Here is a 13,714-nt window from a genome sequence, read left to right as displayed (position 1 = left end):
TCGAAGGAACAAGCCCGTAAATGGGGTGCGGGAACGATGGCAGCTGGTTTGCTGTTTGGTGGAGGAATATTGCCGGCTGGGACCAGTCAGGCTGCAGCGGCCAAACCGGTAGCTAAGGCCGAGCAATCGCAGGTGGTCCTGAAGTGGAACGGAAGCATTACACAGCAGACCGGGATTTATAGCGGCGGCAAGGTATGGGTACCTGTCAGCTTCCTGCGTGACGGCCTGAACATGCCAGTGTCTTATGATAAGGCAGACAAGATTTACTCGATTGGCAAAGGAAACACGCTGACTAAGCTGATGGTCTCGGATTACGGCATTTCCATTTCAGTGAATAATTATTTCCTTGGAGATTATGAAGGGAAAAATATCAATAACCGTCTGTATGTTCCTTTCGACCTGCTGACCGATTATCTCGGTTACAAGGGCGATTGGAATGCACCTTCCGGCCGGCTCAATGTGATGAAGCAGGTGCAGAATGCGATTACCATTAAGACGGAGAGCTTCATTAAGGAACGGGAGGATGCGCCGATCAAGCTGGATTATCCGCAGGTGAGCGGCCTGGCGAATGCCGAGGCCCAGAAAGCCATCAATGATACGATTAAACAGACGATCCTAAAGTATGCGGCAGATGCCGAGAATCAAATCGCGAACAAATCGGAGGATGACCGGCCGTACGAATTTGAAGGCGGCTATGTCGTTACCTATAATCAGAACGGTGTACTCAGCCTGGTTACACAACAATACGGCTATACCGGCGGTGCGCATGGGATGACCTACCGCAATGCCTTCACCTTCTCGCTGAAGGATGGCAAACGTCTCCTGCTGGGAGACCTGTTCGGTGCCAACTCTAACTATAAAAAAGAGCTGAACGCCAAGCTGACCAAGCTTATCAAAGCGGATGGAGGCTATCTCGGCGGATTCACCGGGCTCAATACAGAGAAGTATTTCTATTTGAAGGAAGGCAAGGTAGTATTATTCTTCCAGTTATATGAGTATACAGCTTATGCTGCCGGGTTCCCTCAGTTCACATTCACCTTTAAGGAAATGCTGCCGGATGGAAGCAGTCCGTTTGCAGCGCTGAAGTAACGACAGGAATTAGGTGTATAACTTTAGATAATTCTGAATATGACCCGTATCAGAAGCTCCGCCAATGCGGGTTATGGGTACCCCGCCGTTCCCCGGTGTCCGCTCCATTCATAAGCTAAACAAAGAAAGCAGCTTATGGATGGGAGGGAAATATGATGAGCTATCAGTACACCGCTATTGGTGATTCCCTGACGACGGGGTTTGGAGCGCTGCCCGGTAACGGGTTTGTTCCGGTTTACCGCAGGATGGCGGAGGCGCGCCTGCGTACGCCTATCCGCTTAACCAATTTAGGCATAAATGGGCTGACAACAGACGGGCTGGAGCAGCGTCTTAAAGCGGATTACAACTTCCGGCTGGCGGTCAGCGATGCTGACCTGATTACGATATCAATCGGCGGCAATGATCTGATCAAGGCCGTAAGGCGGCAGGCAGCCGTCCGGGTGATCTGTCACCGCTGCTCCAGAAAGCGCTGCGCAATTGCAAACGGAACATCAGCGACATCATGAGTACATTATCACAGCTCAAGGCAGGTATGCCGAGGCCCTATATCATCCGCATTGTCGGACTGTACAATCCTTATCCGCAAGTCGATGAAGCTACGGAGTGGGTCCGGCAATTCAACCGGTATACTTCAGGCTACAGCAGCCGGGTCTGCGGATTTGCCTCCATCTATAGTGAGTTTGCCGGCAATGAGCGCGGCCTGCTGTTTATTGATCATATTCACCCGAACGGGAAGGGATACCGGGTTATTGCAGACAAACTGGATGGCCTGGGGTATGGCCGTTTGGGGTAGGTTTCTTAATCTATAGGCGTCAATCCATAGACTGCACAAAAAAGGCTGCCGGGACCACAATGAGTCCCGGCAGCCTTTTGGCTGTTGCTTCTGTTATACGCCTGTAGGTAATGTCTTCTCGATAACCTTATCGACAATACCATATTCAGCTGCTTCAGCAGCAGTCATGAAGTAATCGCGGTCCGTATCCTTCTCAATCCGTTCCAGCGGCTGGCCGGTACGTTCGGACAGGATGCGGTTCAGCTTGTCACGCAGCTTGAGGATGCGGCGGGCGCGGATTTCGATATCCGTTGCCTGGCCTTGAGCACCGCCCAGCGGCTGGTGAATCATAATTTCGCTGTTTGGCAGTGCAAAACGTTTGCCCTTGGCACCGGCGTTCAGCAGGAAAGCTCCCATGGAAGCGGCCATACCCACGCAGATGGTGGAAACATCCGGTTTAATGTACTGCATTGTATCAAATATAGCCATGCCTGCCGTGATGGAACCGCCGGGGCTGTTCACATACAAGTGAATATCCTTATCCGGATCTTCAGCAGCCAGGAATAGCATTTGGGCGATGATGGAATTGGCAACCACGTCATTGACCTCTGTTCCAAGGAAAATGATGCGGTCCTTCAGCAGGCGGGAATAGATGTCATAAGCGCGCTCGCCGCGATTGCTCTGTTCTACTACCATAGGGATATAACTCACGTGGAAAACCTCCTTGAATTGGCTATTCGAATGTGTTCATTTTTACTGTTACCGTATTAACCACATGATAAACAAAATCAAACAAAAAGTCAAAGAAAGTCAAACTTAGTTTCAAAAAAAAGAGCCATCAAGTGGCTCTTTGGTTAATTAACAGTATGACGACTGCTAAATTATGTACAAAACAGTAAATAATGGCGCGCCCGCCAAGAATCGAACTTGGATCTCAGGCTTCGGAGGCCTACGTCATATCCATTGGACCACGGGCGCAACAGAAATTATTATAATACATTTATTGTACAAATGCAATGGATCAGCGTCACTGTTCAGAAAATATCTTTGCCGGTATACAGCGACAACGTATAGTCCTGCCAGAAGCAGGCATATACCGGGCCTTTCTGTGCCTTCAGCCCTGTCTTCGGGTCTTTCCATACCTTGTTAGATGTATAAGATGAACAGAGGTTGAGAATTATACTCTCGGATGACTTGCACTCCGCGTAATATTTGGTTAGAATATGAGTGGGACTTAAAAAGTTAACCCGGGACGTTTTGAGACCACGAACAAGGGAATAGAGAAAGACGAAGTTGCAGGAGTGAAAGCATGCGCAATTTATTGGAAATCCAAAAGCAGCTTCTGCCGGATCTCATGGAAACCCTTAAGAGACGTTACACGATTCTACATCAGATCATGCTGTCCGATATTATTGGGCGCAGAACGCTGGCTGCCTCGCTGGATATGACCGAGCGTGTGCTGCGTGCCGAGACGGATCTTCTGAAATCGCAAGGGCTCATTGAGATCGAGAGTGTCGGCATGCGTATTAGCGATGCCGGTCGCAGAACGCTTGACCTGCTGGAGCCGATCGCCAAGAGTCTGTTTGGCCTGGATGATCTGGAAGAGAAGATTCGCTCAACGTATGGTCTTAATAAAGTAATTATTGTGCCCGGTGATTGCGAGACATCGCCGTTCACGAAGCGTGAGCTTGGGCGTGCAGGCGCGAAGGCATTTCTCGGCGTGCTGCGTAGCGACGATACCATTGCCGTAACAGGCGGCTCTACTTTGGCTGAGATGGCCGATCAGCTGACCTTGCCCTTATCCCTTTCCTATAAGAATGCATGGGTTGTCCCTGCACGCGGAGGACTTGGAGAGAGCATGGAAATTCAGGCGAATACGATTGCTTCAACGATGGCTAAGCGGATCGGGGCGAATTACCGTCTGCTGCATGTGCCGGATCTGCTCAGTGAGGATGCTTACCAGTCTCTGGGGCATGACTCGAACATTGGGGAGATCGTGCAAATCATCCGCAGATCGCGTATTATTGTTCATGGAATCGGCGATGCCATTGAAATGACCCGCCGCCGCAAGCTGGATGAGACGACAGTCTCAGAAATTCAGGCTGAAGGTGCGGTAGCCGAATCGTTCGGCTATTATTTTAACGAAGCTGGCCAGGTGGTCCATACCATGCTTACGATGGGGCTCCGTCTAGAGGATATCATCCGCACGGAAGTTGTTGTCGGTATAGCAGGGGGCAAACGCAAGGCCAAAGCAATCCACGCAATGCTGCGATTCGGGCAAGAGGACATTCTTGTTACAGATGAGGCTGCTGCTGTCGAAATCGGCAAAGAAATCGACAAACAGTTGCAGCAAGTTCTATAGCTTCCAGGATATGGGGAGCGCCCGCAGTTATTTTGCATTATACTTAACATTGTTGTCTTGACGAGCTTCACGGCTTGTCTTGAATAAATAAAACGAAATCTAGGAGGAACTATTCAATGAGTGTAAAAGTTGGTATTAACGGTTTTGGACGTATTGGACGCCTTGCATTCCGCCGTATTCAAAATGTAGAAGGTATCGAAGTGGTAGCAATCAACGACCTGACTGACGCTAAGATGCTTGCTCATTTGCTTAAATATGATACAACTCAAGGTAAATTCCAAGGTGAAGTTGAAGTTCATGACGGATTCTTCAAAGTGAACGGCAAAGACGTTAAGGTTCTAGCTAACCGCAACCCTGAAGAACTTCCTTGGGGAGAGCTTGGCGTAGATATCGTTCTGGAATGCACAGGTTTCTTCACAACTAAAGAAGCTGCTGAAAAACACCTTAAAGGCGGAGCTAAAAAAGTAGTTATCTCTGCTCCAGCTACAGGCGACATGAAAACTGTTGTTTACAACGTAAACGATGACATCCTTGATGGTTCTGAAACAGTTATCTCCGGCGCATCTTGCACAACTAACTGCCTGGCTCCAATGGCAAAAGTCCTGAACGACAAGTTCGGTATCGTTGAAGGCCTGATGACTACTATCCACGCTTACACAGGTGACCAGAATACTCTTGATGCTCCACACGCAAAAGGCGACTTCAGACGTGCCCGCGCTGCTGCTGAGAACATCATCCCTAACACTACCGGTGCTGCAAAAGCAATCGGTCTGGTTATCCCAGAACTGAAAGGCAAACTTGACGGTGCAGCACAACGTGTGCCTGTAGCGACTGGTTCCCTGACTGAGCTGGTAACTGTTCTGGATAAGAGCGTTACTGTTGAAGAAATCAACGCAGCTATGAAAGAAGCTTCCGATCCAGAAACTTACGGCTACACTGAAGATGAAATCGTATCTTCCGACATCAAGGGTATGACTTTCGGTTCCCTGTTTGATGCAACTCAAACTAAAGTCCTGACTGTTGGCGACAAACAACTGGTTAAAACCGTTGCTTGGTATGACAATGAAATGTCCTACACTGCACAACTCGTTCGTACTTTGGAAAAATTCGCTAAACTTGCTCAATAAGATCGTTTTAATATAAGCAGCATCTATAGAGCGGAAACAGAACTTCCTTGTTTCCGCTCTTTCTAAATGGATTATCATGAACCAATTTTGGGTGTGGAGGAAAACTAATCATGAACAAAAAAAGCGTCCGTGATGTAGAAGTAACAGGCAAACGCGTATTCGTACGCGTCGATTTCAACGTGCCAGTGGAAGACGGTAAGATCACTGATGATACCCGTATCCGCGAAACACTTCCAACGATTAAATACCTGATCGAGAACGGTGCAAAGGTCATTCTGGCCAGCCACATGGGCCGTCCGAAGGGTCAATTCGTTGATTCCATGCGCCTTACTGGTGCTGCTGTTCGTTTGTCCGAGCTGCTCGGCAAACCGGTAGCCAAAGCTGATGAAGCTGTGGGTGATGCAGCGAAAGCGCAAATCGCTGAACTGAACAACGGCGATGTGCTTGTGCTTGAGAATGTCCGTTTCTATCCGGGTGAAGAGAAGAACGATCCTGAACTGGCTAAGCAGTTCGCAGAACTGGCTGACCTGTTCGTCAATGACGCATTCGGGGCGGCTCACCGTGCACATGCTTCGACTGAAGGTATCGCTCACTTCCTGCCGGCTGTATCCGGTCTCTTGATGGAGAAAGAATTGTCCGTTCTGGGCAAAGCTCTTTCGAACCCTGAGCGTCCTTTCACTGCCATCATCGGCGGTTCCAAGGTTAAAGACAAAATCGACGTTATCGATAACCTTCTGACTCTGGCTGACAATGTTCTGATCGGCGGCGGCCTTTCTTACACGTTCACCAAAGCTCAAGGCTTCGAAATCGGCGAATCTCTGGTAGACAACGAAAAAATCGATGCTGCTCTTGGATTCATCGACAAGGCTAAAGCACTCGGCAAAAACTTCCTGCTTCCGGTAGACGTTGTGGTTGCTGACAAGTTCGGTGCAGATGCTAATACCAAAGTGGTTGACATTAATGAAATCCCTGCTGGCTGGATGGGTCTGGATATCGGTCCTAAGACTCGTGAAATCTATGCTGATGTCATCAAAAACTCCAAGCTGGTTGTCTGGAACGGTCCTATGGGCGTGTTCGAAATCGACATCTTTGCTGAAGGTACAATTGCCGTAGCGAAGGCTTGCGCAACAACTGAGGGTTATACTGTGATCGGCGGCGGAGATTCCGCAGCTGCAGCTGAGAAATTCCACCTGGCTGACCAAATGGATCACATCTCCACAGGCGGCGGTGCATCCCTGGAGTTCATGGAAGGTAAGGCACTTCCTGGCGTAGAGGCACTGAACGACAAGTAAGACGCGAAGAAGGAGGCAATTCAAGATTATGAGCAGAACACCTATTATTGCGGGCAACTGGAAAATGTTCAAAACCGTTCCGGAAGCCGAAGGTTTCATCGCTGAAATTAAAGGCCAAGCAGAAGTAGAAGGCGTTGAAACTGTAATTTGCGCTCCTTTTACTAACCTGCCTGCTCTGGTAGCAGCGGTTAAAGGAACAAGCATCAAAATCGGTGCACAAAACCTGCACTTCGAAGATAACGGCGCTTATACAGGCGAGATCAGCGGCGTAATGCTGAAGGATCTTGGTGTAGACTACGTGATCATCGGCCACTCCGAGCGTCGTGCTTATTTCGGCGAAACGGATGAAATTGTAAACAAAAAAATGCATGCGGCCTTCCGCCACGGCATTACTCCTATCGTATGTGTCGGCGAAAAGCTCGAAGAGCGCGAAGCTGACCAGACTAAGGATGTTTGCAAGGTTCAAACCGAAGCGGCATTTGCCGGCCTGAGTGCTGAACAAGCAGCTCAAGTGGTTATTGCTTATGAGCCTATCTGGGCTATCGGAACAGGTAAATCCTCTACTTCCCAAGATGCCAACGAAGTTATTGCTTACATCCGTACCCTTGTAAAAGGCCTGTACGATGAAGCAACAGCTGAAGCTGTACGCATTCAATACGGCGGCAGTGTGAAGCCTGAGAACGTAACGGAGTACATGAGTCAAAGCGACATCGACGGCGCTCTTGTCGGCGGTGCCAGCCTGCAGCCTGCTTCCTTCGTTTCACTCGTTGAGGGGGCGAAATAAGGATGTTAGCTCCAAGACCTGTAGCATTAATCATCATGGACGGTTTCGGATTGCGGAATACAGCTGAAGGCAACGCGGTTGCCCAGGCTAACAAGCCCAACTATGACCGTTACCTGAAACAATATCCAAACACTACGCTTACCGCTTGCGGCGAAGCTGTAGGTCTGCCTGAAGGACAAATGGGCAACTCGGAAGTGGGTCACCTTAATATCGGTGCCGGCCGGATTGTATACCAGGATCTCACCCGTATCGACAAGTCGATCCGTGACGGGGAATTCTTCGAGAACGAAACGCTGGTTGCTGCTGTAAGAAGCGCTAAGTCTACCGGCAAAAAGCTTCACCTGTATGCACTGGTCTCCGACGGAGGCGTACACAGTCATATTAATCACCTGTTCGCTATGCTTGATCTGGCCAAGAAAGAAGATATGCACGAAGTGTATATCCATGCTTTCATGGACGGACGCGACGTACCTCCTGACAGCGGACAAAAGTTCGTTCAGGATCTCATCGCGAAGATTGAAGAGGTTGGTGTAGGTAAAATTGCTACGGTATCCGGACGTTACTTTGCGATGGACCGTGACAAGCGCTGGGAACGTGTAGAGAAGGCTTACCGTGCAATGGTATATGGCGAAGGCCCTAAATATACCGATGCTCTGCAGGCGATCACTGGATCTTACCAGAATTCGGTATATGATGAATTCGTTGAGCCTAGTGTTATCGTGGACAGCAATGACAAGCCGGTAGCGGTAGTGGAAAGCGGCGATTCCGTCGTGTTCTTGAACTTCCGTCCTGACCGTGCGATTCAGCTGTCGCAAGTATTCACGAACTCCGATTTCCGCGGTTTCGACCGTGGTCCTTTGTTCCCGCAGGGTCTGCACTTCGTATGCCTGACTACATTCAGTGAAACGGTGCAAGGCTTCGTGGCTTACTCACCGAAGAACCTGGATAATACCCTGGGTGAAGTGCTTGTACAGAACAACAAGAAGCAGCTGCGTATCGCGGAAACTGAAAAGTACCCGCACGTAACCTTCTTCTTCAGCGGCGGACGCGATGAAGAGCTTCCTGGCGAAACCCGTATCCTGATCAACTCTCCTAAAGTAGCAACCTATGATCTGCAGCCTGAGATGAGCGCATACGAAGTGGCGGCGGCCTGCGTAGCGGAAATCGAAGCGGACAGACAGGATGCGATCATCCTGAACTTTGCGAATCCTGATATGGTAGGACACTCCGGCATGCTGGAGCCTACAATTAAGGCCGTTGAAGTAACAGATGAGTGTGTAGGTAAAGTTGTGGATGCAGTTGTTGCCAAGGGCGGCGTTGCGATCATCATTGCCGACCACGGTAATGCGGATATGGTCTTTGACGAGAACGGTCGTCCGTTCACGGCTCATACCACCAACCCGGTTCCTTTCATCGTAACTACTGAGAATGTTGTACTGCGGGAAGCAGGTATCCTTGCCGATGTGGCACCAACGATCTTAGATCTGATGGGACTTCCGCAGCCTGCGGAAATGACCGGACAATCCATGATTGCCAGCCGTAAATAAGCAAGACCTCTAAGCAATGCTAAAAGAATACCAAAACCATATTTAAAAGGAGATTAACTTACATGACTATTATTTCTGATGTATATGCACGCGAAGTCCTTGACTCCCGCGGTAACCCAACTGTAGAGGTTGATGTTTATCTGGAATCCGGCGCTAAAGGCCGCGCTATCGTTCCTTCCGGCGCTTCCACTGGCGCTCATGAAGCTGTAGAGCTTCGTGATGGCGACAAATCCCGTTACCTGGGCAAAGGCGTTCTGAAGGCTGTTGAGAACGTAAACGAAATTATCGCTCCAGAAGTAATCGGTATGGACGCTCTTGACCAAGTGGGCATCGACAAATTGATGATCACTTTGGACGGAACTCACAACAAAGGCAAGCTGGGCGCTAATGCAATCCTGGCTGTATCCATGGCCGTAGCTCGTGCAGCTGCAGCAGCTTTGGATATTCCTTTGTACGTATACCTGGGCGGATTCAATGCTAAGACTCTTCCAGTGCCAATGATGAACATCATCAACGGTGGTGAGCATGCTGACAACAACATCGACGTTCAAGAGTTCATGGTTCTTCCTGTTGGCGCTTCAAGCTTCAAAGAAGCTCTTCGTACAGGTGCAGAAATCTTCCACAACCTGAAATCCGTACTGCAATCCAAAGGCCTGAACACAGCTGTAGGTGACGAAGGCGGTTTCGCACCGAACCTTGGTTCGAACGAAGAAGCAATCACTACAATCATCGAAGCTATCGAAAAAGCGGGTTACAAACCAGGTGTTGACGTATTCCTGGGTATGGACGTTGCTTCCACCGAGTTCTACAAAGACGGTAAATACACACTTGCTGGCGAAGGTAAATCTTACACTTCCGCTGAGTATGTTGACCTTCTTGCTTCATGGGTTGAGAAGTACCCAATCATCACCATCGAAGACGGTATGTCCGAAGACGACTGGGATGGCTGGAAATTGCTTACTGAAAAATTGGGCGACAAAGTTCAGTTGGTTGGTGACGACTTGTTCGTTACAAACACTGAGCGCCTTGCAACAGGTATCGAAAAAGGTATCGGTAACTCCATCTTGGTTAAGGTTAACCAAATTGGTACATTGACTGAAACTTTCGATGCTATCGAAATGGCTAAACGTGCTGGTTACACAGCAGTTATCTCCCACCGTTCCGGTGAATCCGAAGACAGCACAATCGCTGATATCGCTGTAGCTACCAATGCTGGCCAGATCAAAACTGGTGCTCCTTCCCGTACAGACCGTGTTGCTAAATACAACCAATTGCTTCGCATCGAAGACGAACTGGGTGAATTGGCTCAATACAACGGCCTGAAATCCTTCTACAACCTCAAAAGATAATATCTTCTGATATTAGCTTCACAAGGGCCTGCCGGTTTCCGGCAGGCTCTTATTTTGTTTTTCGGATAAATTGCATCCGCCTTTCTTTAAATGTATTCTATAAATGCATATTAATGGAAGGAGTGACGGGATGAATGCTATTATAGCTGGGGCTTCGATTGGAGTACTGATTGTCATCATCAGCTTGTTTTTGTCACGGGACAGAGGGCGGCGTAGAATCCTGGTCTTCTATCCGGCAATAGTTGGATTGATAGGTAGTACTATTTTGCTTGTGGTTAGCTTTTCCATGATTGGAGGATGGGAGGGGATTGGCTACGCCATGTTCTCAGTTCCGATCCTATTAATTTCCTTACTGCTGCTGCTGGTTCTTACTATTCTTAGGAGAGAGGCATAAGTGTGGTTCTCTTCCGTATAAAGAGAGATTCGTAGCAAGAAGGTTGTATTCACTGGAGCGCTATGATAAAATAAAAATGCTGTTTATGAAATCGTGAAATTTAAAATTAGCATAGATAGTGATGCTTGGACGTAGGAGGTGGAAGTGAATGGATATCTTTTTGAAAGTATTGCTCCTGATTTTTTCCGTCGGTCTGATTGCGGTCGTTCTTCTGCAAAAGGGGAAAAGCGCAGGTCTTTCCGGTGCCATCTCCGGCGGTGCTGAGCATCTCTTTGGTAAAACTAAAGCACGCGGTATGGAACTCGTACTGCAGCGTGTAACAGTCGGATTGGCGGCTGGATTCTTCATCATGTCAATCATCGTTGCTATCGTTGTTGACTAAATTGCATACACTAAGCCTTCGCTCTGTTCTGATGGAATGGGGCGGGGGCTTTTTTGTTATGAAAATTTATGCGTGCTTTAACCTTCGGATGATCATAACAGGGATGGTAGGGATTGATTTCGTGTATACTAGGGTATGAAGTATATATAGGTAAAATTTACTTGAATGATTTCGGGCAGTAAAGGACAAGACATACATATATGCCAGCGGCATACGAATGCTGCGGAGGGCCGAGGTGACGTACTTGATAACACAGGAAATATTACTTGATTACATGCGGGAAACCGCTTATAAGCCACTGACTTACGATGAGTTGGTAAGCCACTTTGCATTAGAGGACAGCGCTTCGTTTAAAGCGTTTGAGGACTTGCTGGCCCTGCTTGAACAGGACGGCCGGATTGTGCTGACCCGGAACAGCCGCTATGGCGTACCGGAGCGGATGGATTTGCTGCGTGGACGCCTGCAGGCTCATGCGAAGGGTTTTGCTTTTCTGATTCCCGATGACCGCGATCATCCCGATGTATACATTCATGCCAACGATCTTAAAGGGGCTATGAACGGAGATATCGTCCTGATCCGAATCACGTCCAAGAGTCCGTCTGGCGGCCGCATGGAAGGTGAAGTAGTGCGCATCGTCAAAAGAGGCGTACTCCAAACCGTCGGTGTATTCCAAAGCCTGGAGACCTACGGATTTGTGCTGCCTGATGATAAGCGGATTAACCGCGATATTTTTATCCCGAAACAGTCCTTTAAAGGGGCGGTAGATGGTGAAAAGGTCGTCGTCCGTATCGTCAATTACCCGGAAGGCCGCGCTGCGGCTGAAGGCGAGATTATTGAAATCCTGGGGCATAAGGATGACCCGGGCGTCGATATTTTGTCAGTTATTCGCAAGCATCAGCTGCCGGAGGCTTTTCCGGCTGAAGTGATGGCTGAAGCAGAGAAAGCGCCGGACTCCATTACGGAAGAAGAGATTATCCAGCAGGGCCGCCGTGATCTGCGCGGTCTCAACATTGTTACTATTGACGGCGCAGATGCAAAGGACCTCGATGATGCGGTCAATGTCGAGCGGCTGGAGAACGGGCACTATAAGCTGGGGGTTCATATTGCTGACGTAGGCTATTATGTGCGAGAAGGCTCAGAGCTTGATAAGGAAGCTTATGACCGGGGATGCAGCGTGTACTTGGTGGACCGGGTCATTCCGATGCTGCCGCACCGTCTGTCGAACGGGATATGCAGTCTTAATCCGCAGGTGGACCGGCTTACGATGTCTTGTGAGATGGAATTCAATGAGCATATGAAGGTCGTGAAGCATGATGTCTTTACGAGTGTGATCCGTACCAAGGAAAGAATGACCTATGCCAATGTCCGCAAAATCGTCGAGGATGAAGATCCGGAGCTGCTGGAGCGTTACAGTCCGCTGATTGAGGATTTCCGTCTGATGAAGGAGTTGGCCATGAAGCTGCGCGATGCGCGTATGCGGCGCGGGGCGGTTGATTTTGACTTTGAAGAGAGCAAAATTATCGTCGATGAAACCGGCAAGGCGATCGATATTGTAAAACGCGAGCGCTCTGTGGCTGAACAGATCATCGAGGAATTCATGCTGGCAGCCAACGAGACGGTGGCTGAGCATTTCCACTGGCTTAAGGTTCCGTTCCTGTACCGGATTCATGAAGATCCGGATCCGGAGAAGCTGCAGAACTTCATGGCGTTTGCCGCGAACTTTGGCTATCATGTCAAAGGCCGGGGCAACTCGGTTCATCCGCGTGCGCTGCAGGACCTGCTGGAGCAGATTCAGGGCACGAAGGAGCAGACGGTTATCAGCACGATGATGCTGCGGTCGATGAAGCAGGCCAAATACGATGCGGAGAGTACAGGCCACTTCGGCCTCGCTGCCGAATACTATTCCCACTTCACTTCACCGATCCGCCGGTATCCTGACCTTGTTATTCACCGGGTTATGCGAGAGGTGCTTGAGAACGGCGGAGCCTTGACCGAGAAGCGACAGGAATACCTGGCAACACGGATGCCGGATATCGCCCAGCAATCCTCTGAACGTGAGCGTGTGGCGGTTGAGGCGGAACGCGATACGGAGCAGCTGAAGAAGTGCGAGTTCATGCAGGATAAGGTGGGCGAGGAATTCGAGGCCATGATCAGCAGTGTGACCAGCTTCGGGATGTTCATCGAGCTGGATAACACCGTCGAAGGTCTCATCCGTCTCAGCGCGCTGAGCGATGATTACTACCACTTCGACGAGGCTCATATGGCGCTCATCGGCGAGCGCACCTCGAAGGTGTTCCGCATCGGCGATGAGGTGAAGATCCGCGTCGCCAAGGTTAACATGGACGACCACACGATCGACTTCGAGCTTGTCGACATGAAACCGCGCGCGGCAGGCGAGCACCGCAGCTATGGCGGCCGCGGCGGCAAAGGCGGCCGTCCGGGTGCCGGCGGCTTCAGCAAGCCGTCCGGCGGTAAACCCGGCAGCGGCGGCAAGGGCCGCGGCGGGAAAGGCAAGCCCGGCGCTGCAGCAGGCGCGGGCAAGGGCAAGGCCGGCGGCGCAGTGAACGCCGGCAAACGCAAGGGCGGCGCGGTAGCGACCGGCGCCTGGGAGACAAC

At 49.9% G+C, this 13,714-nt stretch carries 13 protein-coding genes and 1 tRNA gene; 12 read left to right on the top strand and 2 right to left on the bottom strand.

From position 1 onward, the window contains the following. The 3 genes from AQR02_RS26610 to AQR02_RS34965 form a co-directional block, all read left to right on the top strand. Nucleotides 1-1,089 (top strand): PdaC/SigV domain-containing protein (locus AQR02_RS26610; RefSeq protein ID WP_159067853.1); only part of this gene is annotated, 1,089 nt, incomplete at its 5' end. 155 nt (nucleotides 1,090-1,244) lie between these two features. After that, nucleotides 1,245-1,595, top strand: a complete 351-nt coding sequence (locus AQR02_RS34970; protein ID WP_054943366.1) for a GDSL-type esterase/lipase family protein — start codon at nucleotides 1,245-1,247, stop codon at nucleotides 1,593-1,595. After that, nucleotides 1,592-1,882: an SGNH/GDSL hydrolase family protein gene (locus AQR02_RS34965; protein ID WP_054943365.1), complete on the top strand. Its 291-nt coding sequence runs from the start codon at nucleotides 1,592-1,594 to the stop codon at nucleotides 1,880-1,882. The genes AQR02_RS34970 and AQR02_RS34965 overlap by 4 nt, the downstream gene beginning before the upstream one ends. Before the next feature lie 93 nt (nucleotides 1,883-1,975). Here AQR02_RS34965 and clpP read toward each other — a convergent pair whose 3' ends face one another. Both clpP and AQR02_RS26590 read right to left on the bottom strand, forming a co-directional pair. Further along, nucleotides 1,976-2,572: an ATP-dependent Clp endopeptidase proteolytic subunit ClpP gene (gene clpP / locus AQR02_RS26595; protein WP_054943364.1), complete on the bottom strand. Its 597-nt coding sequence runs from the start codon at nucleotides 2,570-2,572 to the stop codon at nucleotides 1,976-1,978. 192 nt (nucleotides 2,573-2,764) lie between these two features. Next, a tRNA-Arg gene (locus tag AQR02_RS26590) sits at nucleotides 2,765-2,839 on the bottom strand. A 331-nt stretch (nucleotides 2,840-3,170) separates the two neighbouring features. Between AQR02_RS26590 and AQR02_RS26585 the strand changes: the two genes are divergently transcribed. The 9 genes from AQR02_RS26585 to rnr all read left to right on the top strand — a co-directional run. After that, nucleotides 3,171-4,223, top strand: coding sequence for a sugar-binding transcriptional regulator (locus tag AQR02_RS26585; RefSeq protein ID WP_054943363.1), 1,053 nt, complete (start codon nucleotides 3,171-3,173; stop codon nucleotides 4,221-4,223). Nucleotides 4,224-4,339: 116 nt separating this feature from the next. Next, nucleotides 4,340-5,350, top strand: coding sequence for a type I glyceraldehyde-3-phosphate dehydrogenase (gene gap, locus AQR02_RS26580; RefSeq protein WP_054943362.1), 1,011 nt, complete (start codon nucleotides 4,340-4,342; stop codon nucleotides 5,348-5,350). A 110-nt stretch (nucleotides 5,351-5,460) separates the two neighbouring features. After that, nucleotides 5,461-6,642, top strand: a complete 1,182-nt coding sequence (locus tag AQR02_RS26575) for a phosphoglycerate kinase (protein WP_054943361.1) — start codon at nucleotides 5,461-5,463, stop codon at nucleotides 6,640-6,642. Between the two features lie 28 nt (nucleotides 6,643-6,670). Beyond that, the gene (gene tpiA, locus AQR02_RS26570) at nucleotides 6,671-7,426 is read left to right on the top strand and encodes a triose-phosphate isomerase (protein ID WP_054943360.1); all 756 of its coding nucleotides are present in this window, start codon (nucleotides 6,671-6,673) and stop codon (nucleotides 7,424-7,426) included. Between the two features lie 2 nt (nucleotides 7,427-7,428). After that, the gene (gpmI, locus tag AQR02_RS26565) at nucleotides 7,429-8,973 is read left to right on the top strand and encodes a 2,3-bisphosphoglycerate-independent phosphoglycerate mutase (protein ID WP_054943359.1); all 1,545 of its coding nucleotides are present in this window, start codon (nucleotides 7,429-7,431) and stop codon (nucleotides 8,971-8,973) included. A gap of 62 nt (nucleotides 8,974-9,035) precedes the next feature. Beyond that, complete coding sequence (gene eno / locus AQR02_RS26560; RefSeq protein WP_054943358.1) at nucleotides 9,036-10,322, top strand: phosphopyruvate hydratase; 1,287 nt, start codon at nucleotides 9,036-9,038, stop codon at nucleotides 10,320-10,322. A 130-nt stretch (nucleotides 10,323-10,452) separates the two neighbouring features. Beyond that, nucleotides 10,453-10,716, top strand: coding sequence for a YesK family protein (locus AQR02_RS26555; protein WP_054943357.1), 264 nt, complete (start codon nucleotides 10,453-10,455; stop codon nucleotides 10,714-10,716). A 148-nt stretch (nucleotides 10,717-10,864) separates the two neighbouring features. Further along, nucleotides 10,865-11,098 carry a preprotein translocase subunit SecG gene (secG, locus tag AQR02_RS26550; protein ID WP_054943356.1) on the top strand — a complete coding sequence of 78 codons (234 nt, stop codon included), beginning with the start codon at nucleotides 10,865-10,867 and terminating at the stop codon, nucleotides 11,096-11,098. 244 nt (nucleotides 11,099-11,342) lie between these two features. Then, nucleotides 11,343-13,714: ribonuclease R (gene rnr / locus AQR02_RS26545; protein WP_245237762.1), on the top strand; the 2,372-nt coding region annotated here is incomplete at its 3' end.

Source organism: Paenibacillus ihuae (assembly GCF_001368795.1).
Lineage (GTDB): Bacteria > Bacillota > Bacilli > Paenibacillales > Paenibacillaceae > Paenibacillus_AQ > Paenibacillus_AQ ihuae.
Note: the sequence above shows the minus strand (reverse complement) of the source record. Positions and strands in the feature narration are given on the sequence as shown.

Excerpts from the sequence above, each read along its gene's own strand:
- AQR02_RS34970 (WP_054943366.1), top strand. The coding sequence starts at position 1,245 with ATGAGCTATCAGTACACCGCTATTGGTGATTCCCTGACGACGGGGTTT.
- AQR02_RS34965 (WP_054943365.1), top strand. The coding sequence starts at position 1,592 with ATGAGTACATTATCACAGCTCAAGGCAGGTATGCCGAGGCCCTATATC.
- AQR02_RS26585 (WP_054943363.1), top strand. The coding sequence starts at position 3,171 with ATGCGCAATTTATTGGAAATCCAAAAGCAGCTTCTGCCGGATCTCATG.
- gap (WP_054943362.1), top strand. The coding sequence starts at position 4,340 with ATGAGTGTAAAAGTTGGTATTAACGGTTTTGGACGTATTGGACGCCTT.
- AQR02_RS26575 (WP_054943361.1), top strand. The coding sequence starts at position 5,461 with ATGAACAAAAAAAGCGTCCGTGATGTAGAAGTAACAGGCAAACGCGTA.
- tpiA (WP_054943360.1), top strand. The coding sequence starts at position 6,671 with ATGAGCAGAACACCTATTATTGCGGGCAACTGGAAAATGTTCAAAACC.
- gpmI (WP_054943359.1), top strand. The coding sequence starts at position 7,429 with ATGTTAGCTCCAAGACCTGTAGCATTAATCATCATGGACGGTTTCGGA.
- eno (WP_054943358.1), top strand. The coding sequence starts at position 9,036 with ATGACTATTATTTCTGATGTATATGCACGCGAAGTCCTTGACTCCCGC.
- AQR02_RS26555 (WP_054943357.1), top strand. The coding sequence starts at position 10,453 with ATGAATGCTATTATAGCTGGGGCTTCGATTGGAGTACTGATTGTCATC.
- secG (WP_054943356.1), top strand. The coding sequence starts at position 10,865 with ATGGATATCTTTTTGAAAGTATTGCTCCTGATTTTTTCCGTCGGTCTG.